Genomic DNA, 23,376 nt, shown 5'->3' on the forward strand with positions numbered 1-23,376 from the left:
CTGCGCATAGCAAAGGAGCCTTGCGCCGAAGCGTAAGTTCAGCGGTTTTCGTGTCCGGATATGTGAAAGTTTGTCCGCTGCGCCGCAGGCCCCGTTAACCGGGGCTCTGCGCGTCAGGGCTTATGTGGTTATCCCACCCGCTCGATGTGCGCCAGGGCTTGCTGCATCGCCTGTGGGTGCTGGCCAAAAGTGCGCAGAAACGCCTGGCGCATCCGCTCCCGGTCGCCAAACCCGGCTTCACGGGCGATGACTTCGATGGGGTGGCGACTGGTTTCCATCAGCACCTTGGCGGCCTCGACCCGCAGGGTTTCGACGGCCTTGGCGGGGGTCTGCCCGGTCTCCTCACGAAACACCCGGCTGAACTGGCGCGGACTCAAGCGCGCCACGGCCGCCAGCGCTTCGACCGACAGGTCGGCCTGGAGATTTTCCCGGGCGTATACCAGCGCTAATTGCACCCGGTCGGACTTGGGGTCCAGTTCCAGCAGCGCCGACAGCTGTGACTGCTCGCTGCCGCGCCGTTGGTAGATGACCAGCTTGCGCGCCACACGCCGGGCGATGTCGCTGCCCAGGTCGTTTTCCACCATCGCCAGCGCCAGGTCCAGCCCGGCGCTCATGCCGGCGCCGGTCCATATCTGGCCGTCGACGACGAACAGGCGATCCTCGTCGAGCTGAATATCGGGGTAGCGTTTTTTGAACGATGGGGCATAAATCCAGTGGGTGGTGGCGCGCTTGCCGTCCAACAGACCGGCTTCGGCCAGCACGAAGCTGCCGGTGCACAGCGACACCACTCGCCGGGCCTGCGCCGACGCCACCCGCACGAACTGCACCAGGCTGACGGCCGGCTGCTCGAATTCCATGTGGCCGCTGATGATGACCGTGTCGTAGCCGGCCGGATCCAGGGGTTCGGTCAGCACCGAGAAACCCTGGGACGACATCACCGCACCGCCCGACTCCGACACCAGGCGAAACCCGTAGACGGCCTCCCCGCGCATCATGTTCGCGCATTCGAACACCGAGCCCACGGACAGGCTGAGGGACTGGAACTTAGGGTAAACGATCAAAGCAACGGTATGCATCACGCCCTCTTCGGCAGTTGCGCAGTTCATGAATGGGTGTAGGCCCAGGCCACGGATCGGCCGTGGGACCGCAGCGCGACCGGTTGCGATGCTATCGCGGGGAGCCTGCGGCACGCACGTAACTTTCGTGCGTGTCCGAAATCCTTGCGGATACGACATTGTTGCGCGCAGCCCCGGTCCCTACCATTCGTTCAGCACTAGACGACTGGTCTACTGAGAGAGCCGAAGATGAACGCCACCCCGACCACCGATTCGAGACAACGCATCCTGGATGCCGCCACGCAGGTCATCGGCCAGAAAGGCTTTACCGCCGTGGGTCTCAATGAAGTGCTGTCGCTGGCCAAGGTGCCGAAGGGCTCGTTCTATCATTACTTCAGCTCCAAGGACGCTTTCGGCCAGGCGCTGCTGGATTCGTATTTCCAGACCTACCTTGCCGAGATGGATGCGCTGTTCCAGCCCGGCACCGGGCGCGAAAGCGACAAGCTCATGGCGTACTGGCAGCGCTGGCAGGCAAACCAGACCCGCCGCGAAGATTTCGGCAAGTGCCTGGTGGTGAAGCTGGCGGCAGAGGTTGCCGACCTGTCCGAATCCATGCGCCTGGCGCTGGACCGCGGCACCGCCGGCATCATTTCGCGGCTGGCGGTGGTCCTGGAGCGCGGGCTCAAAGATGGCTCGTTCACTCTGGAGGATGCGCCGCAACCGGTTGCCTTCCGGCTGTACCAGATGTGGCTGGGGGCCAGCGTCATGGCCAAGATCACGCGTACCGCAATGCCGTTCGACGAAGCGATGTCGGCCACCCGACAAGCGCTTGCTCATTCCTGAATCACTTTTTCTTACTCAACGCAGAGGCCGCACACATGAAAGTTCTAATGGTTCTGACTTCACACGACCAATTGGGCAACACCGGCAAGAAAACCGGCTTCTGGCTGGAAGAGCTGGCAGCGCCGTACTACGTGTTCAAAGACGCTGGCGCCGACATCGTTCTGGCCTCGCCCCAGGGCGGTCAACCGCCGCTGGACCCGAAAAGCAGCGAACCTGATTCCCAGACCGACGCCACGCGCCGCTTCGATGCAGACAGCAGCGCCAAGGCCCAACTGGCCAGCACCGTGCGTTTGAAAGACGTGAACCACGCTGACTTCGACGCGGTGTTCTACCCAGGCGGCCACGGCCCGCTGTGGGACCTGGCCGAAGACGCCGATTCCATTGCGCTGATCGAAGCGACGCTGTCCGCTGGCAAGCCACTGGCTGCCGTGTGCCATGCGCCGGGCGTGTTCCGTCACGTCAAGGCCGCCGATGGCCAACCGCTGGTTTCCGGCAAAAAAGTCACCGGCTTTACCAACACCGAAGAAGAGGCCGTGGGCCTGACCGACGTGGTCCCGTTCCTGGTGGAAGACATGCTCAAGCAGAACGGTGGCGTGTACTCGAAAATCGGCGACTGGCAGTCCTACGTGGTCGAAGACGGCTTGCTGATCACCGGCCAGAACCCTGCGTCCTCGGAAGCGGCGGCCAAAGCCCTGCTGGTCAAGCTCGGCAAGGTCTGAGCCCCACCGTTCCCTGTAGGAGCGAATTCATTCGCGAAAAATCGTACGGCTTGCAGAGATGTAAAACCCTGCCGCCGTTTCGCGAATAAATTCGCTCCTGCAGGTGGGCCAAAAATTCTATCCGAGCGCCTGAACTCAGGCGCGCGGAAACGCATTACCCACTCGCGAACCCCGCCCGTGACTGTTGCTCTCTATGTTCAGAGGGTGGGACACGTTCGCACTGAAAACAGGAAATATCTTCATGGCGTACCAAACCGTCAACCCGGCCACCAACGAAGTGATCGAGACCTACCCGAATCACACCGAAGCCCAGATCGAACACGCGCTGGCCACCGCCCACAGCCTGTACAAATCCGAGTGGTCAAAAGGCCCGATCCAGCCACGCCTGAAAGTGCTGCACGCACTGGCCGACCTGATCGACTCCCGCGCCGAAGAACTGGCGCGCATGATCACGAGTGAGATGGGCAAGCTGCTCCACGAAAGCCGTGACGAAGTGCAGATCATTGCTGCGATCGCCCGCTACTACGCGGACAACGCCGAGGGTTTCCTGGCCCCGGTGCCACTGGTCACGCCCCATGGCGACGCGTCCATCGAACACCATCCGATCGGCGTGCTGCTGGCGGTCGAGCCGTGGAATTTCCCGCTGTACCAATTGATGCGCGTGCTGGCACCGAACCTGGCGGCCGGTAACACCATCGTCTCCAAGCACGCGTCCATCGTGCCGCACTGTGCCAAGGTGTTCGAAGAGCTGGTCCGTGAAGCGGGCGCACCAGAAGGCGCGTGGATCAACCTGTTCATCACCTCCGATCAGGTGGCGGACATCATCGCCGACAAGCGCGTCCAGGGCGCGGCACTGACCGGTTCCGAAGGTGCAGGCAGCGCCGTCGCGGCCCAGGCCGGCAAATACCTGAAGAAAACCACCCTGGAACTGGGCGGCAACGACGTGTTCATCGTGCTGGAAGACGCCGACATCGCCAAAGCGGTCCAGAGCGGCGCGGTCTCGCGCTTGCACAACGCAGGGCAGGAATGCACCGGCGCCAAGCGCTTCATCGTGCATGCCAAAGTGGCCGACGCGTTCCTTGAGCAGTTCACCGTCGCCCTTCAGGCTGTCCAGGCCGGCGACCCGCTGGATGAGTCCACCACGCTGGCCCCGCTGTCTTCGGCACCGGCCCGCGATCACCTCGCCGAGCAGGTCAAAGCCGCTGTTAAAGCTGGTGCAACGCTGCACTGTGGCGGCAACGTCATCGACGGTCCGGGCAACTTCTTCGAGCCGACGATTCTGACCAACATTCAGCGCAGCAACCCGGCGTACTTCGAAGAGTTCTTCGGTCCGGTGGCCCAGGTGTACGTGGTCAACAGCGACGACGAAGCCGTCGAGCTGGCGAACGATTCGAACTACGGCCTCTCGGGCGTGGTGTTCAGCAAAGACATCGCGCGGGCGAAGAAGCTGGCCTCTGCCCTCGAAACCGGCGCGGTCTGGATCAACACCTTCTCCAGCACCTCGCCAGAACTGCCGTTCGGTGGCGTGAAGCGCTCCGGTTATGGCCGCGAACTGTCCGAGCTGGGCATCAAGGAATTCGTCAACCAGAAACTGGTGCTGGTTGCCAACGCCTGATCGCCCCTTTCAAGGACACTGTTTATGAGCAACCTTTTTGACCCCGTCACGCTCGGCGATATCGAGCTGGCAAACCGCGTCGTCATGGCGCCGTTGACCCGCAGCCGCGCGGTTGATCGCACCCCCAACGCGCTGATGGCCGAGTATTACGCGCAACGCGCCTCGGCCGGGCTGATCCTGAGCGAGGCCACGTCGGTCTCGCCCATGGGGGTCGGTTACGCGGACACCCCCGGCATCTGGTCCGACGCACAGATTGAGGGCTGGTCCCGGGTCACCGACGCCGTGCATAAAGCCGGCGGCAAGATGGTGATGCAGCTGTGGCACGTGGGGCGGATTTCGCACCCGGTGTATCTGAACGGCGAATTGCCGGTGGCGCCCAGCGCCATTCAGCCTGCCGGGCATGTGAGCCTTATTCGCCCGAAAGTCGCTTTTCCGACGCCACGGGCGCTTGCGCTCGACGAGATGCCAGGGATCATCGAAGAATTCCGCCAGGCGGCTGAAAACGCCAAACGCGCCGGGTTTGACGGCGTGCTGGTGCACGGCGGAAACGGCTATCTGCTGGATCAGTTTCTGCAAAGCGCGTCCAACACCCGCACCGACGCCTACGGTGGCTCCCACGCCAATCGCGCGCGTCTGCTGCTGGAAGTGACGGACGCGGCCATCAGCGTCTGGGGCGCGGGTCGCGTCGGTGTGCACCTGGCGCCGCGCGGCGACGGCGGCGTTGGCAGCTATGTCGATCACGGCATGGGCGATGAAAACCCGGTGGAGACGTTCAAACACGTCGCCCGTGAGCTGGGCGAGCGCAAGATCGCGTTCATCAGCGCGCGGGAAAGCGTCGGCCCTGACAGCATCGCGCCGATGCTCAAGGAGGTCTTCGGCGGCCCGCTGATCGCCAACGAGCTGTTCACCAAAGACAGCGCCAACGCGTGGATCGCCGCAGGCAAGGCCGACGCCGTCGCCTTCGGTGTGCCCTTTATCGCGACCCCGGACCTGCCGGAGCGCTTCAGGCAGGATGCGCCGCTCAACGAAGTGCGCCGGGACCTGTTCTACACCCCCGGCGCGCCGGGCTACACCGACTACCCGACCCTTTCGCAAGTCACCGAAACGGCGTAACCCCGCCGCCCCTGCCCCCGCACGGCGCCCGCCGTCCGGGGGCTTTTTTTCGCCTGGCTCAAATCCAGTGGGAGGGAGCTGCTCGCGATGAGGCCGAGGCATTAAACGCCCCTGCCAAGTAACCGCCGGCAACATCTGAAAACACTTTAACGGCCCATCAGCAGTTGTACGACGTCCTATCCCAATGCTCCACTTGCGCCCTCGAACCAACAATAACAACGAGGGTTTCGCTCATGGCGATTGGCAGTTCAGTCGAAGAAAAAACTGCAGGAAAGCCGGTGTCACGCCTGGCTCAGATCGGCAAACTCCTGGGCCCCGGCATCATTGCGGTCCTGTCATGGCTCGGTGCGGGCGACCTGATCACCTCCTCTGTGGCCGGCGCCAGTTACGGCTACGCGATGATGTGGGTGCTGGCGGTGTCGCTGCTGCTCAGGTTCCTGATCGTCAACATCATTGCCCGCTTCCAGCTCTGCAATAACCAGGGCATGACCATCCTCCAGGGCTACGCCCAACTCCACCCGCTGTTCGCCTGGTTCATGTTCGGCTACGCGCTGCTCATGGGGCATCTGATCAACGCGTACATGATCAAAGGCGCCGGCGAAGCCCTCGCCATGCTGCTGCACGTCGAACAGCCCCTGCTGTGCTCGCTGGCGGTGGTGATTGCCGTGTGGTTGCTGGTGGGACGCAACATCTACAGCCTGATCGAAGGCGTGATGAAAGCGCTGCTGGCCGTGATGACCCTGGCGTTCCTGGCGCTGGCGCTGATGGCCAGCCCTGACCTGCTCGGCATTCTCAAAGGCACCATCGGCTTCAGCATCCCGCCGGACGAAGGCGTGCACGGCGCGGTATTGGTGGCGGTCTCGGTGATCGGCGCGGTGGCGGGCTCCATCGCCAACTTCGTCCATCCCTACGTGATGCGCGAGAAAGGCTGGACCGGCCCGGAACACAAGCGCATACAACGCAACGACCTGCTGTTCGCCGTGATGGTGGGGATCATCATCAACCTTGCCATCTGGGTGGTGGGCGCCGAGATCCTGCGTCCGAACGGGGTTGAGGTCAAAACCCTGGGCGACCTGGGCAAGGCCATGGAAATGTTCTTCGGCCCGCTCGGCTGGTACGTGTTCTTCATCGGCGTATTCGCCACGCTGTTCGCCAGTATCTCGGGCAAGACCACCGCCTTCCCGATGCTCATCACCGACGCCTTCCAGCACATCCGGCCCAAGCGCCGCGAACGCTACGGCAAGGAATTCCACAAGGACCCGATGCACAAGTGGTTCATGCTCTTCATTCTGGTGACGCCGCTGGTGTGGTCGCTGCCTGGCATGCCGGACTTCGTCACGCTGACCATCGGTGTCAACGCGCTGAACATCATCGGCCTGCCCGTGATCTCCCTGGGCCTGCTGATCATGTCCAACCAAAAATCGCTGCTGAGCAAGGAATACCGTAACAACCTGTTCGAAAACGTCGCACTGGCCTTCGCCACGGGCCTGGCCCTGTGGGTGGCGTTCCAGCTGGGGGCGGAAATGCTGGGGTAGTCGCCGGGTGTCAGATCACCCTGCGATGCAACTTGAACGCGCCGACATTCGGCGCGTACCCGCCCAATACCAATTGAGTCATCCGCTCGGCGCTGGCGCAGGCCAAGGTCCAGCCGAGCGCACCGTGACCGGTGTTGACCAACAGGTTATTCACCGGTGTGGCGTCGATGTACGGCAGGCCGTCCACCGTCATCGGGCGCATCCCGCACCATGCGTTGACCTCCACCGGCATGCGGATGTGCGGGTACAGATTGCGCAGCGCCTGCTTTAGATTCTCGACCCGTGATGACCGCAGTATGCGGTCATTGCCGGCGAACTCCACCGTGCCTGCCACGCGCAGGCGATCACCCAGCGGGGTCACGCAAATGTGCTCATGGTCATCGACGATCGGCCGCGTGGGCGCCACGCCGGCCGCGTCCCGATCCAGCGTGAGGGAATAACCCTTGACCGGCGCGATGGGCAGTTTCACGCCGTAAGGCGCAAGCAATCCTGACGACGCCGCGCCGCCGCACACGATTACCCGCGCAGCGTCCATTCGACCGTTCGCCAGCGTCACACCGCAGACCCTGCCACCGGTGACGTCCAGCCCGGTGACCTGACTGGTGTAAACAAAAGTGGCACCCTGAGCCTGGGCCAGGCGGACCATTTCCCGGGTGAATTTATGGGCATCGCCCCAACAGTCGTTTTCCAGCCAGAGACCGGTTTCGATGCTCGATTCGATAGGCGCCAGTGACGGCTCGAGTGCAACGCAGGCGCTGCGGTCGAGGCGCTTGATCACCGCGCCCATGCGTTCAAGCAATGTAGCGAAGGCCTGAGCATTGGCCTGCGCCTGGGGGCCCTTGAAAATTTCCAGAAACCCGCCCCGCCCCAGATCGAACTGCAAGGGTTCACGCGCCAGCAACGACTCCATCAGCCCCAGGCTGTGCTGGCCGAAGCGGGTCAGGGTGTTGGCTGTGTCGCGGTATTTGCTGTCGCGACAATTGGCCAGGAATTTGAGGCCCCAGGCACCCAGAGACGGGATGGCCGAGGGCCGCAGCAGTAAGGGCGCATCTTCACGCCCCAGCCACTTGAGCATTTGCAGCGGCGTGCCCGGTGAAGACCAGGGCAGCGCGCTGTTGGCCGCCAGCAGCCCACCATTGGCAAAGCTGGTTTCCAGGCCGGGTTCGGGCTGGCTGTCCAGAACCGTCACCGACAGGCCTTCGCGTGCCAGAAAATAAGCCGTGGTCGCGCCGATGACGCCGGCGCCAATGATGATCGTGGCGGTCATGGGGTTAGTGTTCCAGGTAGGCGTTGGCGATGATTTCGATCTTGGCGCCTGGCACCATCAGGTCCGCAATGATCGTGGCCCGGTTCGGAAACGGCGCGGTGAAGAAACGGCGGTACACCTCATTCATGCCTTCGAAATACTGCTTGTCGGTGAGGATCACCTGCAGCTGGGTGTAGTCATCCATGGTGCCGCCAGCCGCCTCGATGGTCTGCTTGAGGTTGTTGAGGGTCAATTCGGTCTGCACACTGATGTCGCCGGTTTCAATGCTGGCGTCGGGGTAGATCGGAATGCTCGCGGTGTACAGCGTCTTGCCGCCCACGGTGGCCCATTCCACGGGCGAAGAACCGTCAGGCAGACCTGTTTTGATGATTTTGCGCATGTTGACTCCTGTTGAGGTTGAGACTTGCAAGGGGTGGATCATCTGGAGGTTTTGCGCTCCAGCATCCGCACAGCGAGGGACAGCGGGAAACACAGCACGAAGTACATCGCGCCCACGATCAGGTAGGTTTCAAGGGGCATGAAATACACAGAGCTGAGGTCCTGGGCACGCAGCATCAGATCAGGCGTCGCGATCAGCGAGGCCACTGACGTGTCCTTGAGCAGCGAAATCGCCACGTTGCCGATGGGCGCCAGCACGATGCGGATCGCCTGGGGCAGCACCACCCAGCGCAGGGTCTTGTAGCGGGTCATGCCGATGGTGTGCGCGGCCTCGAACTGGCCCTTGGGCACGGCCTCGATACCGGCTCGGTAGACTTCACTCAGGTACGCCGAGGCATTCAGGCCCAGGCCGATCATGGCCGCCTGAAACGAGCTGAACTCAATGCCGATGGCGGTCAGCCCAAAATACAGAATGAATAGCTGCACCAATGCCGGCGTGCCGCGAAACAGCTCGACGTACATCGTTGCCAGGCGCCGGATGCGCGGCGAGCGGTTCATCCGCAGCAACGCCACCAGCAGCCCCACGACGAGGCCGATCAGCAACGCGCCCAATGCCAGTTGCAAGGTGGCCCACGCCGCGCTCAACAGCTCTTCGCGACAGGCTTGCCACAGTTCGAAATAGGTCATCTCAGTGGCTCCTTCTCAGGCGGGATTCGGCTTTGTGGCCCAACCGCGCGAGCACCAGACTGAGGACCAGATAAATGACCGCAACCATGAGGTAGATCAGGTTGGTCTGGTACGTTTCGCTGACCAGCATCCGCGCCTTGAACGCAAGTTCCGGTACGGCGGCGGCCGAGGCCAGTGAGGTGTCCTTGAGCAGGCTGATGGCGAAGTTGGCCATGCCCGGCAGCGCCACCTTGATCGCTTGCGGCAAGACGATGATGCGCATCGTCATGCGTCGGGTCATGCCGATGGCAAACGCGGCCTCGCCCTGACCGCGGTCGACGTTATTAATGCTGGAGCGAAAGACCTCGCACAGAATCGCCGCGCCGTTGAGACCGAACCCGATGATGGCCGCGACCGTGGCCGGTAGCGTCAGCCCCAGGTGGGTCAGGCCGAAATACAGAATGAACAGCTGGGTCAGGATCGGTACGTTGCGAAACAGCTCCAGGTACAGACTCGCGATCGAGCGAAGCCACAGGCTGCGGGACACGCGCATCAACGCCAGCGCAAAGCCCAGCAGCACCGCGACCGCAAACGAGGCCAGGGTCAGGCCGACTGTGGTCATCGCGCCCAGGCCCAGCACCTTGAGGAAATAGGGAAACAATCGGGCCGCGTGTTCCAGCTCGCTCATGAACGTCATTGATCAGCGCTCCTCGACGGCACGGATGAACGCACGGGTGCGCTCCACCTGGCTGTCGCGAAAGACCTGACGCGGCGGGCCCTGTTCGATCACACGGCCCTCGGCCATGAATACGACCTGATCGGAGACCTGTTCGGCGAAGCGCATTTCGTGGGTCACGATGATCATGGTCATGCCCTCCTCGGCCAGTTGGTGCATCACCCCCAGCACCTCTCCGACCAATTCCGGGTCCAGCGCCGAGGTGGCTTCATCGAACAGCATCAATTTGGGCTTCATGGCCAGCGCGCGCGCAATGGCCACCCGCTGCTGCTGCCCGCCGGACAGCTGATCCGGATACGCCTGCTCCTTGCCGTGCAAACCGACCTTGGCCAGCAGCGCACGCGCCATTTCCTGGGCCTCGGCAGCCGGGCGGCCCTGGACCTTGAGCGGCCCGAGCATGATGTTTTGCAGCACCGTGAGGTGGGCAAACAGGTTGAAGCGCTGGAACACCATGCCGATGCTGGCGCGCAATCGGGCCAGCTCGGCATCACGCAACGGCACACGCCGCCCGCCTGACTCGCGATGCCCCATCAACTGGTTGTCGACATAAATGTCACCGGCCGACGGTTCCTCCAGGTAATTGATGCAACGCAGCAAGGTGGTCTTGCCTGACCCGCTCGGGCCGATCAGCGAGACCTTCTGCCCGGCCATCACCGTCAGGTCGATGCCCTTGAGCACCTCGATGTGGCCGAACGATTTGTGCAGGTTTTCGATCCTGACCAGCGGCTCGGTGCAAGCCGTTTCAGACGGTGCGTACGACATGAAGAAACCCTTGTGCGAGTGGTTGAAAGCGGCAGCGACGCCCGATCAGCCGAACGACTGGCTGAAATCTCGCGGTTGATGTTTGAAGGGGCCCAACACATTGCCCTGCGCATCGCGGTCCACCCCCAGGCGCGGGTCCACCGGCATCGGGACCAGATAGTCCGGGTTGCTGATCCCGTAGCGAGCGAGGGTCGGCGCGATCTGATTGGTGGACTTGAGCCAGCGGATGCCCTGATTGATACCGTCGAACAGGTCGACGTTCTGCGGGTAGACACCCCAGATTGCTTCGAACTTGCCGGTCAGGCTCGGGTAGCGCTCGTCGAAGGCAATGGGGATCTGCTTGAGCTTCATGTCCGGGTTTTGCAGGATCATGTAGTCGATGGTCGGCGCGTCGAGCACCGCAAAATCCAGGCGCCCGGCCACCACGTCGCGCACACAGGCGTCGGAGTTGTCGTACAGCTTGACCTCCTTCACGCCAGGGATTTTCTTCATGTCGGGCACCACTGAATAACCCGTGTTGCTGCCGATTGTCCGGCCTTTCATGTCGTCGGCAGTGATGCTGCTGGCGAAGGGTTCGCTCTGACGCATGATGATGTAGGCGCCGGTGTAGAACAGCGGATCGGTCAGCAGCAGAATCTTCGAACGCATCGGGTTCCAGGCGAAATTGCCGCCGAACCAGTCAGCCCGGCCCGATCGCACGGCCTCGATCACCGCCGGAAAGCCCATGGGCAGTACGTCGAGCTTGAGCTCCAGACGGTCGGCAATCAGCTTGAGCATTTCAAGATCGGTGCCCACCGGCTTGCCGTCGCGCACGGCGCCCAATGGCATGTCGCCCATGCAGGCGGCTGTCAGGTAACCGGGGCGTATGGTTTTGATCGGCGCGCCAGCGGCGAAGCTGGAGGGGATGCGGCCCATGAAGCCGGCGGCCACACACGCTGCGGCACCCACGCCGGAAGCCTTGAGCAGCGAACGTCGGGACAGGCCACGGGCGAGGAGGTTTGAATCTGAAGTCATGAGTCACCTACCACAAGAATTGATTGACTGGCTTGCCCCGACCTACGCGGTGGCAAACGTCGAACAACAGGCTGGGCAGGCTGCAAAGGTGACGCGGGGTGAGGCTTATTGGTTTTGTGTCGGCAAAACGACTCTATCGTTATTTTGCATAAATGCAAATATTTTTCTTAATTGAGGTTTCACAAGGGAACCTGCAAAATCCCTGCCTGCTGGTATTTCTTTGGCACGGCCCCCTGAACACGGATTTTTTGAACCCATGAGTGACCAACCCCGCGTAAACGGCACGTCCCCGGACGGTGCTGATCAGGATCCCGGCGCGCTGAACAAGGGCATGCAACCGCCCCCGGCACCCATGCATGAGCCTGGCCCGATGATTGCGATGCAGCGCAAGCGCCTTAAGTGGTCGCTGACCAGGCTGGCCGAGCAATCGAACGTGTCGATCTCGACCATTTCCCGAATCGAAAACGGCCTCATCTCCCCGACCTATGCGGTGCTGGCGCGGCTGTGCGAGGCGCTGGAGATCCGTTGGGCCGACATGATCGGCCCGGAAGAACAACGATTCGCCAAAGGCTGCCGCGCAATTACCCGGGCCGGTTCCGGGGTGACCCACAATACGGCGCGTGGGATCTATGAATGGCTGGGGTCAGACCTTGCGACCAAAAGCATGGAGCCAACCATCGTCGACGCGGTACCGGACACTGGCCTGCGCAAGCTGGAGGGCCACGAGGGGGAGGAATTTCTACTGGTATTGGAGGGAAGCATTGTGTTCTTCATGCAGGATTATTCGCCGCTGCAACTCAATCAGGGCGACAGCGTGTACTTCGACGCCTCCATGCCCCACGCCTACTATGGGGTGACCACACCGGCGCGCTTTCTCAGCGTGGTCACGCGATACCGCACCTGATCAGGGCATGAGCAAAGCCCGCGCCAATGCTGGAAACACTCCCTCCTCATTCACTTACGTGGGCGACCGGCCAGCCGGAACCCACAGGTGTGTGCCGCTGAGTGCAAAACGCTGAATTTTTTTGTGACCGTGCGTTCTGTTCTTGCAGACATGAATGCAACAGGAGCACGGGTGATGGCCGGACACAAACATTTCAGAATCGATTATCTGCTGCACGGCAGCTACAAGACCTTCTATATCAGCGCGCAGGACATGGACAATTCGGAAGCCTGGCACTGGGCGTCGGTGGACGCCGGTTTCAGCCAGATCCCGAAATATCGATCGGACAAAGTCCCGAAACTGAGTAAGCCCAAAGCTCAGGATCTGGGGCTGTCCAACGTCGAATGGACCGTTGCCTGACCCGGACTGTGCGCAGGCTCAACGCCTGCGCCGCCTGACCAAGTCAACCGCTTCAACGGATGGCGTCAGCCCTTGGCCGCCATCGCTGTGACTTCCACACGCATCCCTTCCACCGCCAGCGCTGCAACGCCGACGGCGGCACGCACCGGCCACGGTTTGGCGAAGAACCGCTGGTAAACCTCATTGAAGGCGCCGCGATCGGCCATGTCGGTGAGGTAGATGGTCAGGTGCAGCACCCGATCCATTGAACTGCCCGCTTTCTCCAGCGCCAGCTTGAGTGCCTGCAACGTGCACTCGCTCTGCCGCGTGATGCTGCCCAGTTCAAGGCTGCCGTCGGCGTGCGTCGGCACCTGAGTGGACACCAGCAGGCCGCCGAAGCCGGCGACGTCAGAAGAGATGGAGTCCGCATCAGGGTCGGGGATGAAGGTGATGTCGTCGTGTGCCATAAGAATCTCTAGCCAGTCGTGATTGATCATAGAGCCGGACAACGGCAGGCGTATTGCTCCGTCTGCCGCGTGAGGGGCGCTGCGCTGCAACGATTTGCAGCCAGGCCATCAGTCCAGATCGGAGGCCTGATGCCGCTCCGCTAATTGCTTGTCTTCTTCGCCCCATGTGCGGTTCACACGCTGACCGCGAAGCACTGCAGGTCGGTTGGCGATGGTCTCGGCCCAGCGTTGCACGTGGGTGTACTGGCCCACGTCGAGGAACTCGGCGGCCGAATACAGATTGCCCCGCACCAGCTGACCGTACCAGGGCCAGACCGCGATATCGGCGATGGTGTAGCTGTCGCCGGCCAGGTATGTGCTTTCGCTGAGGCGACGGTCCAGCACATCCAGCTGACGCTTGGCTTCCATGGTGAAACGGTTGATCGGGTATTCCAGCTTCTCCGGGGCGTAGGCGTAGAAATGCCCGAAGCCGCCGCCCAGATACGGCGCCGCACCCATCTGCCAGAACAGCCAATTCAAGGTTTCCGTGCGCCCGGCCGGGTCGGTGGGCAGCAACGCGCCGAATTTTTCCGCCAGGTACACCAGGATCGAACCGGACTCGAACACGCGGATGGCCGGCTCGACGCTATGGTCCATCAGTGCAGGGATTTTGGAATTGGGATTGACGGCGACAAAGCCGCTGGAGAACTGGTCGCCTTCGTTGATGCGGATCAGCCAGGCGTCGTATTCGGCTTCGGTGTGCCCCAGGGCCAGCAGCTCTTCGAGCATCACGGTGACTTTCACGCCGTTGGGCGTGGCCAGCGAGTAGAGCTGCAGCGGGTGCTTGCCCACCGGCAGCGTCTTGTCATGGGTCGGCCCGGCTGTGGGGCGGTTGATGCTGGCGAAATGGCCGCCGGACTCCGCTTCGTGTTTCCAGACCTTGGGGGGAACATACGGTGCTTCGCTCATGGGACGAACCTCAACGTGGGTCGATACGGTCACGAGGACCGCTAGCTAAAGGACAATGCCAGGATGATGTTGGGACCGGCCGGCAAAGGCGTCGGTTCAACCAGCGCCCACGGTAACACCGGCAGCGGCGAACGGAAGGTCCGGCGCATGAAATGTCAGGGGTCGGCGTAGGGATTGCGAGGGTTTTCAGGCGAACCTGCCGACAGTGTGTCGGCAGGTCAGGTGCAGGTTTCGCCGTGAACAGGCGGACGTTCGATTAGAAATCGATGGTGCCGGAGAACTTCACCAGACGAGGATCGCCCTGAGTCAGGTAACCGCCGTTGGCAGAGGCCCAGTAGTTTTTGTCGGTGATGTTTTCGACGTTAACGCGCAGGGTCAGGTCCTTCTCGCTCAGCTTGAGCTTGTAACGCGCGCCGGCATCGAAGCGGTTCCAGGTCGGCAGGCTGAGGTTGTTGGCCTGATCGGCGTACTGACCACCGGTGCGCAGCATGCGGGCGCTGAGTGCGGCGCCTTCCAGGCCCGGGATGTCCCAATCCGCGCTGGCGTTGAGCTGGAAGGTGGGGACGCCGATGGCGTGGTTGCCGTCATTCAAGCCGCCTGAGGTGTCTTTCAACTCCGAGGTCATGCGGGTACCGCCGGCCATCAGGCGCAGCCCTTCGATCGGCTCGCCGAAGATGCTCAACTCCACGCCTTTGTTGACCTGTTTGCCATCGCGCACATAAAGGTTTTGGGTCGTGTCTACGAAACCATCGGTCGGGCGCTCGATGCGGAACACCGCCAGGTTGGCGCCGAAGGTTTGCATGTCCAGCTTGATACCGGCTTCCAGCTGCTTGGTGCGGCCCGGCGGGAACGCTTCACCGATGTTGGTGATGCCAGTACCCGAAGCGACCGGGCCCTGGGCGAGACCTTCGATGCGGTTAGCGTACAGCGAGACCATGTCGATCGGCTTGTAGACGATGCCGTAGACCGGCGTCGTGATGGCTTCGTCGTACAGTGAGCTGCGGCTGCCATCGTTGGCGGCGTTGGCCACACCGTTGAAAGAACCGCCGTCGTACAAGTAGTTTTCCACGCGCAGTTGCTGGCGACGCACGCCGTAGGTCAGCAGCAAGGTGTCGTCAAACAGGCCGAAAGTGTCGGAAACCGCCACGCTGCGGTTGCGGGTTTTGCCGGTCACGCCTGGATCGCCCATGTCGCCGCCGGTGAAGTAAGCGTCGGTGGGTTTGGCCAGCTTGTTGCTGTTGTAGATGTTGGTGTTGCCCGGATTAGGCCGGTAGAACTCGTAGGCGTTTTCCTGCTGGGTCCAGAGGGTCGTGGCGCCGATCGCGATCTGATGGCTGATCGGACCGGTCTGGAAACGACCATTGAGGCCCGCAGCGAAACTGGTGTTGTCTTCGTTGTGCGGAATTTCCGAGCCGCTGATGGTCGCGGTCCCGTTATTGCCGACCAACGCAGGGGTGCCGTACACGCCGGTTTCCCGGGTGTGCTTGACGCCACCGGCCAGGTACGCGGTCCAGCTGTCATTGAGGTCGTAGTCACCGCGCATCATGCCGAAGGTGTCTTCGGTTTCGGTGTAGGTCCAGTCCTGGCCGTAGTTATGGTCAGCGTCGGGAGCGGTCGGGATGCTGGTCGCACTGCCCAATTGCACGGTGTTGCGCAGGTGGTTGACGCGTTGTTTCTGATAACCGAAATCGGTGGAGACGCGGAAATCGTCACCGCGATAGTCCAGCCCGGCCACGAACAGCTTGCTGCGCTGATCCTGGTCATTGACGGCGGTTTCGCCTTCGCGCTGACTCAGGTTGACCCGTGCGCCGAAGCGATTGCCTTCGCCGAAGCGCTGGCCCAGGTCCAGGTGCTCGCCGATTCGGCCGTCGGTGCTGATGTCTTGGGTATAACGGCGGGTTGGTATATCACCGGCGCGCTTGGGTTGCAGGTTAACGCTGCCGCCCAGCCCGGTCCCCGTCGGGCTGACGCCGTTGATGAACGCGTTCGGGCCCTTGAAGACTTCCACGCGCTCGATGGCGTCCGTGGACAGGATCTGGCGCGGCAGTACGCCATACAGGCCGTTGTAGGAAATATCGTCGCCAGCCAGTGGCAAGCCCCGAATTACAAACACCTGCGCCTGGTTGCCGAAACCGTAGGACTGTCGCACCGACGGGTCATTCGTAAGTACATCGCCGACGTCTTCCGCTTGCTGGTCTTCAATCAGCTTTGACGTGTAGCTGGTCATCACAAACGGGACGTCCATGTTGTCCTGATTGCCCAGCACACCCATCTGCCCGCCCCGTGCGACCTGACCGCCGGCGAAGGCTTCCGGCAAGGTGTTGGAATTGGCTTTGACGGCATCGGCGTTGACATCGGTGGCGCCCAGTTCAAGCGGGGCAGCAGCCTGAGCCGTGAAACTGATGGAGCAGCAGAGGGCGAGCAACGTCGGGCGTGACGGGAAAGGGAAGACCATGGGGCGAGTTCCTAGGCGAACATAAATAGGTGAGCGCCTCCCTGGCGATGCGATTCATTGATAAGCGGGAAATATTAGCAGTCGTGATTGCAAATTGTTATCAGGCGATAACACATTTTTCACATTTATTTCACGAGCGAATCAAGGGAGACAGGCCGACGCTAGACATGCAGGCCTGGGGAGAAGGGGTGCAGAAATCAGCCCGCCGCCTGCGCCGGGATCGCAGTGGCGCTGTAGTGCGTGAGGTGGCGCAACGCCGAGCCGTGCTCGTCGAACAAATGACAGCGCGCGCCGGACACCCCAATGGCCAGCGTCTGCCCCGCCTTGACCTGGGAATGGCCCTCACCCTTGACCATCACCGCATGCCCCTCGGCCGTGCGCGCATGGGTGAAGGTTTCGCCGCCCAAGTGCTCCACCACCAGCGCCTCGGCGTGAATGTGCGCCTCGCCCTGGCCCAGCTCCGACAAATGTTCCGGGCGCAGGCCCAAGGTCAGCGGCGTGCCGACCGCGATACCGGCGGACTGCACCGGGACCCACAGCCGCTCACCCCCGGGCAGGCTGACTTGCACGCCGTCGGCACCGACCGCCTCGGCCTGAACCGGCAGGAAACCCATCTGCGGCGAACCGATAAACCCGGCGACAAAGCGGTTCTGCGGGTGGTGGTACAGCTCCAGTGGCGAACCCACCTGCTCGATCCGACCTTTTTTGAGCACCACGATCTTGTCGGCCAGGGTCATGGCTTCGACCTGATCGTGGGTCACGTAAATCATAGTGGCCTGCAGGTCCGCGTGCAGTTTGGCGATCTCGATGCGCATCTGCACCCGCAGCGAGGCGTCGAGGTTGGAGAGCGGCTCGTCGAACAGAAACACTTCCGGCTCATGGACGATGGCGCGACCGATCGCCACCCGCTGGCGCTGCCCGCCGGACAGGGCCTTGGGCTTGCGATCGAGCAAGGGCTCCAGTTGCAGAATCCGCGCGGCGTTGAGCACCTTGGCGTCGATGTCCGCCTTGGGCAGCTTCTGCATCTTCAGGCCAAAGGCGATGTTGTCGTAGACCGACATGTGCGGGTACAGCGCGTAGGACTGAAACACCATGGCCACGCCGCGATCGGCAGGTTCCAGGTACGTCACGTCCCGCGTGCCGATGATGATTTGCCCCTGGGTGATGCTTTCCAGCCCGGCGATGGAGCGCAGCAGCGTGGACTTGCCGCAGCCCGACGGCCCGACGAACACCACGAACTCGCGGCTCTCGATCTCCAGCTGAATGTCATGCAGGACCTTGATGTCGCCATACGCCTTTTCGACGCCGGTCAATCTGAGCTCAGTCAAAACCGTTTCCCCTTGATTATTGTTGTGCATTCCGGCGCCACGGGGGTGTGCCGAATGTGGGTAGCGAGTACAAATACAGTAGGACATGTGACGCTTGACAGTCAGCGTTTTCGCTCTACGATCATTTGTAATTCACCGTTTACAAATGTCAAGGCGCGGTAGCAGCCAGTCAGATTCCGCCTGGCTCATAGCGCTGCGTGTTTTCCGGAAATGGACTTCACAACCCACCATGAACCGCTGATCTTGCCGGGTCGTGGTTTACGGCTATGTTTGTAGAGAAAAGGCGCGCCTGACGTGCCGACGACGTACTCCTCGCTAACAAAAACAATGAGGTCACGTATGAAAAAGAAGCTGGTATGGAACGCGCTTGCCCTGTCGGTGGCCGTTGGCGCGGGGACAATCCTGACCTCGGGCGCTGCGCAGGCGTGGACGCTGGAGGAAGCGGCAGCGCCGTACAAAGGCACGACGATCAAAGCCATTTTCCTTGATCGCCCCGGTTACGCCGCCGCCATCAAAATGCTTCCGGACTTCGAAAAGAGGACCGGCATCAAGGTCAGTTACGAAACCATCCCTTACGAAAACAGCCGCGAGCGCCAAGTGCTGACGTTCACCTCCGGTGAAGAGCAGGACGTGGTGCTGACTGACGTGGTCTGGATTGGCGAGTTCGCGGGCAACGGCTGGCTGGAACCGATCTCGACCTTCACCGACGACAAAAAACTGGCCGACCCGGACCTCAAGCTGGACGGCTTCTTCCCGATCCTGCTGGAGTCGTTCGGCACGTGGGACAAACAGGTTTACGGCCTGCCGTTTGATAACTACTCGGGCCTGCTGTTTTACAACAAATGCATGCTCAAGGACGCCGGGTTCGACAAGCCCCCCGCCACGTGGGACGAGTTGCTCAAGACCTACGCGCCCAAGCTCACCGATGCGGCCAAGGGCAAATACGCCTACGCCCTGCAGTCCCGGCGCGGCGAAACCCAATCGGCGGACAGTTTCATGCGTTTCCTGTGGCCATTCGGCGGTTCGCTGCTCAATGCCGAGTTCAAATCCAATCTCAATGCCAAGGAATCCCAGGCCGGGCTGCAATTCCGACAAGACCTGATGAAGTTCATGCCGCCCGGCATCGTCGACTATGACCACAACGAAGCCGTCAACGCGCTGGCCCAGGGCAATGTGGCGATGATCACCGAGTGGTCGGCGTTCTACAGCACCCTGGCCGATCCGAAGAAATCGAAAATCACCGACTGTCTGGCCGTCGCCACCGAACCCAAGGGCCCGGCCGGGCTGAAACCGGCACTGGGCGGCTTCTCGCTTGGCGTGAACGCCAGTGCCACGGACGAGAAAAAAGCCGCCGCATGGCTGTTCATCCAGTGGGTCACCTCCGAAGCCATGGCCAAGACCTACCTGGACGCGGGCGGCGTGAGTGGCCGGACTTCAGTCTACAAAGACCCGGACGTGCAGAAGAAATACCCCTTCGTTCAGCCCATGGTCGCCTCGTGGGAAGGCGGCGTGCCTGACTACCGCCCACGCTTCCCGCAGTGGCCGGAAATTTCCGAAGTGGTCGGCGAAAACGGCACCGCCATCATGCTCGGCAAGACCAGCGTCGAGGCCGGGGCCAAGACCATTGGCAGCAAGATGGAAGACATCCTGAACAAGGCCGGGTATTACGACGGCAAGGCCAAGCTGCTGAAGTAACCGAGCCACTGTAGGAGCGCGCTTGCCCGCGATAAGGGTGTACCTGCGACCGCCTGATCGCCTGACACAACCCCATCGCGGGCAAGCGCGCTCCTACAAAAGCCGAGCCCGCCGTATGCAGGAGCGTCCGACCACCATGCCCACCCCCAACAAAAAGGTCTTCCCCACCCTGTGGAACAACGCCCGGGTCGCCTTCGCCTTTCTGGCACCGGCCACGGTGGCGCTGGCGTTGATCGGGATATTCCCCACCGTGTTTGCGCTGGTCAATTCATTCCGCCAGTACAACTTGGCGCGCCCCCGCGACCCGACGCCGTTCATTGGTCTGGGTAACTACATCAGCGTGTTCAACGATCCGTCGTTCTGGGCCTCGTTGGGCCGCACCTTTGTGTTTCTGGCCAGCGTGGTGCCGATCCAATTGGCCCTGGGGCTGATCATCGCGCTGATGCTGCACAAGCCCGGGCTGTCCGGCTTCAAACTGCTGGCGCGCATGAGCCTGGTGATCCCCCTGGCCACCGCACCTGCCGTGGCGGGGCTGATTGGCCGGCTGATTTTCAACCGAGACTTCGGCGTGGCCAATGCGCTGTTGGCGCTGGTCAACGCCGGCCCGGTGGAATGGCTGGGAGAAACCACCAACGCGTTCATCGCCGTGGCGCTGATGGATGTCTGGCAATGGACGCCCTTCTGCGCCCTGGTACTGCTCGCCGGGCTGACCATGGTGCCCACCGAAATCGAAGAAGCCGCGCGCCTGGAAACCCGCAGCCGCTGGCAAATCATCCGTCATGTGCAGCTGCCGTTTTTGCTGCCCAGCGTCACCGTAATCCTCATCCTGCGCACCGCTGACATCCTCAAGATGTTCGACACCGTGTTCACCATGACCCGCGGCGGGCCGGGCGCCGCCACCGAATTCGTCAGCGTGTACATCCAGCGCATCGGTTTTCGGGTGTTCGATCAGGGCGTGGCCTCGGCCCAGGCGATTCTGCTGCTGATCCTGACCATCGTGCTGGCGAGGCTGTACATCAAATTCGTCTACAAGGAAATCTGACATGGCCAACCCCAGCGTGATTTCCGCGCCCACCCCCGCCCTGGCCAAGCCACGCCGACGGGTCAACGCCTGGCACCTGGTAGGGCTGCTGGCGATCTTTCTGTTTGCGGTGTTTCCGTTCTACTGGATGGTGGCCACCAGCATGAAGACCCAGGCCGAAGCCCTGGCCTCGCCGCCGATCTGGCTGTTCACGCCGCACCTGGATAATTACGTGCAGGTGCTGTTCAACCGCGACGTGCTGTCCAGCCTGGCCAACTCGCTGATCGTCGCGGCGTCCACCACGGCATTGGCGGTGGGGCTCGGCACCCCGGCGGCCTATGCGCTGGCGCGCTTCGAGTTCAGAGGCAAGGAAGACTTGTGGTTCTGGTTCATCACCAACCGCATGCTCAGCCCGATTGTGGTCGCGCTGCCGATATTCCTGATGGCGCGCACTCTCGGCCTGATCGACACGCGGCTGGTACTGATCCTGGTGTACCTGACCTTCAACCTGCCCATTGTGGTGTGGATCTGCACCGACCAGTTTCGCGGCGTGCCCAAGGACCTTGATGAGGCGGCGCGCTTGTCCGGGGCCTCGCGCTTCACCATTTTCTGGCGCATCGCCCTGCCGCTGGCGATGCCGGGGGTCGCGGTGTCGGCCATCTTCTCATTCATCTTCTCGTGGAACGAGTTGCTGTACGCGCTGGTACTGACGCGAAACGTCGCCCGCACCGCGCCGGTGACGGCGACCAGTTTCATGAGCGGTTATGACTTGCCCTGGGGCGAGATCATGGCCACCGGGACGCTGATTGTGTTTCCGGTGATCATCTTCGCGCTGATGGTTTCAAAGCATTTGGTACAAGGACTGACCATGGGCGCTGTGAAATGAGCGTCCGACACTCGATGAATGCAAAGGGAAAACGGCCGTGCAAGACCCTCCTCCAGCGCTTGAACCTGATGCCGACCGGCTGGGTGCCGAGCACCAGTTGACGGTGCGTATCGCCTGGTATTACTACGTCAACAGCATGACCCAGCAGCAGATCGCCGACCGGCTGAACATCACCCGGCTGCGCGTCAACAAAGCACTGGCCAGCAGCCGCGAAACCGGGATCGTGCAGATCCGCATCAACTCAAAACTGACCTCCTGCATCGAACTCGAACACGGCCTGCAAGCGTTGTTCGGCCTGAACCGCGTGACCGTGGTGCCCACCCCGGATGACCCGCGGATGATTTTCCGGGTGCTGGGGGTCGGCGTCGCTCCGACCATCCACGAGCAACTGTTCGACGGCTGCACCGTGGCCGTCGGTTGGGGCCGCACCTTGCGCCAGGCGGTGCTGGAAACCCAGAGCCGTACGCTGCACGGCATGACGGTGGTGTCACTGCTGGGCGGCATGCATTACGGCTCGGCGAACAACACCGTGGAGATCGCCTCCAGTTTCGCCAGCCTGTTCGGCGGCGCTTATTACTACCTGGCGGCGCCGATCTATGCGCCGTCCGCCCAATACCGCGACATGATCCTGGCCGAAGCCGCCGCGCAGGACGTCCTCGACAGGGCCAAAAAAGCCGACCTGGCCTTGGTCACCGTTGGCGACCTGACCGAACGTTCGCTGATCTTTGAACTGGGGATGGTCAGCCCCGCGGACCGTCAAGGCCTCAGGGCCGCGGGCGCTGTGGGCGATTTACTTGGCCGATGGCTCGATCAGGACGGCGTCGAGGTCAATCACCCGTTGAACCACCGGGCCATTTCCCTGGCACTGGAAGACCTCAAGCGCATCAAGAAAGTGGTGCTGGTCTCCGGCGGGCCCTATAAGACCGACATCATTCGCGCCGTGCTGCTGCGCAATTTCGTACACGAACTGGTGATCGATGAGGCCACCGCCCAGCAACTCTCTGATCGAGGGATCTGAAATGCCTTCTTCTGTCGCTCAACTGGCACAGCTGGCCTGTGCCGAGATAGCCGCCACTTTTGAACGCGTGGACGAGGGCCAGGTGGCCGCGCTGGTGCAGGCCATGCTCGACGCGCGAAGGATCGCGTTGTACGGGGTAGGCCGTGAAGGCCTGATGCTGCGCGCGCTGACCATGCGCCTGTTTCACGCGGGCCTGGACGCGCACCCGGTGGGCGACATGACCACCCCGCCGCTGGCTGCGGGCGATCTGTTCATCACCAGCGCAGGGCCAGGGGATTTCTCCACCGTGTCGGCGTTGATCCACACCGCCCGCGCGGCGGGCACCCGCGTCGCCGTCATCACCGCGCAGCCGGACGGCGCGGCGGCGATCTTTGCCGACCTGGTCCTGACCTTGCCGGCCCAGACCATGCTCAACGACACCGGCCCCAGCGCCAGCACCGTGTTGTCCATGGGCAGCGCGTTCGAAGGCGCGCAGTATGTGATGTTCGAAATCCTGCTGCTGCGTCTGCGCGAGCATCTGGGCATCAGCGCCGAGGCCATGCGCGCCCGGCACACCAATCTGGAGTGATATCG

Annotated in this window: 23 protein-coding genes; 12 read left to right on the plus strand and 11 right to left on the minus strand. The window is 62.2% G+C overall.

Annotated elements, in window-relative coordinates; genetic code table 11:
• Positions 1–128: 128 nt before the first annotated feature.
• Positions 129–1,076: a GlxA family transcriptional regulator gene (locus ABQX22_RS09500; protein ID WP_349798801.1), complete on the minus strand. Its 948-nt coding sequence runs from the start codon at positions 1,074–1,076 to the stop codon at positions 129–131.
• 228 nt (positions 1,077–1,304) lie between these two features.
• On the opposite strand from ABQX22_RS09500, the gene ABQX22_RS09505 reads away from it, so the two are divergent.
• The 5 genes from ABQX22_RS09505 (at position 1,305) to ABQX22_RS09525 (ending at position 6,880) form a co-directional block, all read left to right on the plus strand.
• Positions 1,305–1,898 carry a TetR/AcrR family transcriptional regulator gene (locus ABQX22_RS09505; protein WP_349798803.1) on the plus strand — a complete coding sequence of 198 codons (594 nt, stop codon included), beginning with the start codon at positions 1,305–1,307 and terminating at the stop codon, positions 1,896–1,898.
• Between the two features lie 35 nt (positions 1,899–1,933).
• A complete protein-coding gene (locus ABQX22_RS09510; RefSeq protein ID WP_349798805.1) occupies positions 1,934–2,617 on the plus strand; it encodes a type 1 glutamine amidotransferase domain-containing protein in 684 nt (227 codons plus the stop codon).
• 241 nt (positions 2,618–2,858) lie between these two features.
• Positions 2,859–4,232 carry an NAD-dependent succinate-semialdehyde dehydrogenase gene (locus tag ABQX22_RS09515; RefSeq protein WP_349798807.1) on the plus strand — a complete coding sequence of 458 codons (1,374 nt, stop codon included), beginning with the start codon at positions 2,859–2,861 and terminating at the stop codon, positions 4,230–4,232.
• A 24-nt stretch (positions 4,233–4,256) separates the two neighbouring features.
• The gene (locus ABQX22_RS09520; RefSeq protein WP_349798809.1) at positions 4,257–5,345 is read left to right on the plus strand and encodes an alkene reductase; all 1,089 of its coding nucleotides are present in this window, start codon (positions 4,257–4,259) and stop codon (positions 5,343–5,345) included.
• A gap of 278 nt (positions 5,346–5,623) precedes the next feature.
• Positions 5,624–6,880 (plus strand): Nramp family divalent metal transporter, encoded by a 1,257-nt coding sequence (locus tag ABQX22_RS09525; RefSeq protein ID WP_349798811.1) that lies wholly within the window; start codon positions 5,624–5,626, stop codon positions 6,878–6,880.
• A 10-nt stretch (positions 6,881–6,890) separates the two neighbouring features.
• Here the strand turns inward: ABQX22_RS09525 and ABQX22_RS09530 are convergent, their stop codons facing one another.
• From ABQX22_RS09530 to ABQX22_RS09555, 6 genes are read right to left on the minus strand one after another with little or no spacing between them, the layout of a single operon-like run.
• Entirely contained in the window at positions 6,891–8,147 is a 1,257-nt protein-coding gene (locus ABQX22_RS09530; RefSeq protein WP_349798813.1) for a D-amino acid dehydrogenase, read from the minus strand.
• 4 nt (positions 8,148–8,151) lie between these two features.
• The gene (locus ABQX22_RS09535) at positions 8,152–8,526 is read right to left on the minus strand and encodes a RidA family protein (RefSeq protein WP_349798815.1); all 375 of its coding nucleotides are present in this window, start codon (positions 8,524–8,526) and stop codon (positions 8,152–8,154) included.
• A gap of 38 nt (positions 8,527–8,564) precedes the next feature.
• Positions 8,565–9,212 (minus strand): amino acid ABC transporter permease, encoded by a 648-nt coding sequence (locus ABQX22_RS09540; protein WP_349798817.1) that lies wholly within the window; start codon positions 9,210–9,212, stop codon positions 8,565–8,567.
• A gap of 1 nt (position 9,213) precedes the next feature.
• Entirely contained in the window at positions 9,214–9,888 is a 675-nt protein-coding gene (locus tag ABQX22_RS09545; protein WP_349798818.1) for an amino acid ABC transporter permease, read from the minus strand.
• A 3-nt stretch (positions 9,889–9,891) separates the two neighbouring features.
• Positions 9,892–10,689, minus strand: a complete 798-nt coding sequence (locus ABQX22_RS09550) for an amino acid ABC transporter ATP-binding protein (RefSeq protein WP_349798820.1) — start codon at positions 10,687–10,689, stop codon at positions 9,892–9,894.
• A 45-nt stretch (positions 10,690–10,734) separates the two neighbouring features.
• On the minus strand, positions 10,735–11,703 hold the full coding sequence (locus ABQX22_RS09555; protein WP_349798822.1) for a substrate-binding periplasmic protein: 969 nt from the start codon (positions 11,701–11,703) through the stop codon (positions 10,735–10,737).
• A 256-nt stretch (positions 11,704–11,959) separates the two neighbouring features.
• On the opposite strand from ABQX22_RS09555, the gene ABQX22_RS09560 reads away from it, so the two are divergent.
• Entirely contained in the window at positions 11,960–12,607 is a 648-nt protein-coding gene (locus tag ABQX22_RS09560) for a helix-turn-helix domain-containing protein (protein WP_349798824.1), read from the plus strand.
• Positions 12,608–12,781: 174 nt separating this feature from the next.
• On the plus strand, positions 12,782–13,006 hold the full coding sequence (locus ABQX22_RS09565) for a DUF6555 family protein (protein ID WP_349798826.1): 225 nt from the start codon (positions 12,782–12,784) through the stop codon (positions 13,004–13,006).
• Between the two features lie 65 nt (positions 13,007–13,071).
• Here the strand turns inward: ABQX22_RS09565 and ABQX22_RS09570 are convergent, their stop codons facing one another.
• The 4 genes from ABQX22_RS09570 to ABQX22_RS09585 form a co-directional block, all read right to left on the minus strand.
• Entirely contained in the window at positions 13,072–13,452 is a 381-nt protein-coding gene (locus ABQX22_RS09570) for a RidA family protein (protein ID WP_349798828.1), read from the minus strand.
• Between the two features lie 108 nt (positions 13,453–13,560).
• A complete protein-coding gene (gene yghU / locus ABQX22_RS09575; RefSeq protein WP_349798830.1) occupies positions 13,561–14,400 on the minus strand; it encodes a glutathione-dependent disulfide-bond oxidoreductase in 840 nt (279 codons plus the stop codon).
• A gap of 256 nt (positions 14,401–14,656) precedes the next feature.
• Entirely contained in the window at positions 14,657–16,855 is a 2,199-nt protein-coding gene (locus ABQX22_RS09580) for a TonB-dependent receptor (protein ID WP_349798832.1), read from the minus strand.
• A gap of 197 nt (positions 16,856–17,052) precedes the next feature.
• Positions 17,053–18,183 (minus strand): ABC transporter ATP-binding protein, encoded by a 1,131-nt coding sequence (locus ABQX22_RS09585; protein WP_349798834.1) that lies wholly within the window; start codon positions 18,181–18,183, stop codon positions 17,053–17,055.
• Positions 18,184–18,522: 339 nt separating this feature from the next.
• Here ABQX22_RS09585 and ABQX22_RS09590 point away from each other — a divergent pair, with 339 nt between their 5' ends.
• From ABQX22_RS09590 to ABQX22_RS09610, 5 genes are all read left to right on the plus strand, one after another.
• Positions 18,523–19,878 (plus strand): ABC transporter substrate-binding protein, encoded by a 1,356-nt coding sequence (locus ABQX22_RS09590; protein ID WP_349798836.1) that lies wholly within the window; start codon positions 18,523–18,525, stop codon positions 19,876–19,878.
• A 136-nt stretch (positions 19,879–20,014) separates the two neighbouring features.
• Entirely contained in the window at positions 20,015–20,920 is a 906-nt protein-coding gene (locus ABQX22_RS09595; RefSeq protein WP_349798838.1) for a carbohydrate ABC transporter permease, read from the plus strand.
• A 1-nt stretch (position 20,921) separates the two neighbouring features.
• Positions 20,922–21,785, plus strand: coding sequence for a carbohydrate ABC transporter permease (locus tag ABQX22_RS09600; RefSeq protein ID WP_349798840.1), 864 nt, complete (start codon positions 20,922–20,924; stop codon positions 21,783–21,785).
• A gap of 37 nt (positions 21,786–21,822) precedes the next feature.
• A complete protein-coding gene (locus ABQX22_RS09605; protein ID WP_349798842.1) occupies positions 21,823–22,803 on the plus strand; it encodes a sugar-binding transcriptional regulator in 981 nt (326 codons plus the stop codon).
• Position 22,804: 1 nt separating this feature from the next.
• Positions 22,805–23,371, plus strand: a complete 567-nt coding sequence (locus ABQX22_RS09610) for a hypothetical protein (protein ID WP_349798844.1) — start codon at positions 22,805–22,807, stop codon at positions 23,369–23,371.
• Positions 23,372–23,376: the final 5 nt, after the last annotated feature.

Origin of the sequence: Xanthomonas sp. WHRI 1810A (assembly GCF_040202885.1) — a bacterium.
GTDB lineage: Bacteria > Pseudomonadota > Gammaproteobacteria > Pseudomonadales > Pseudomonadaceae > Aquipseudomonas.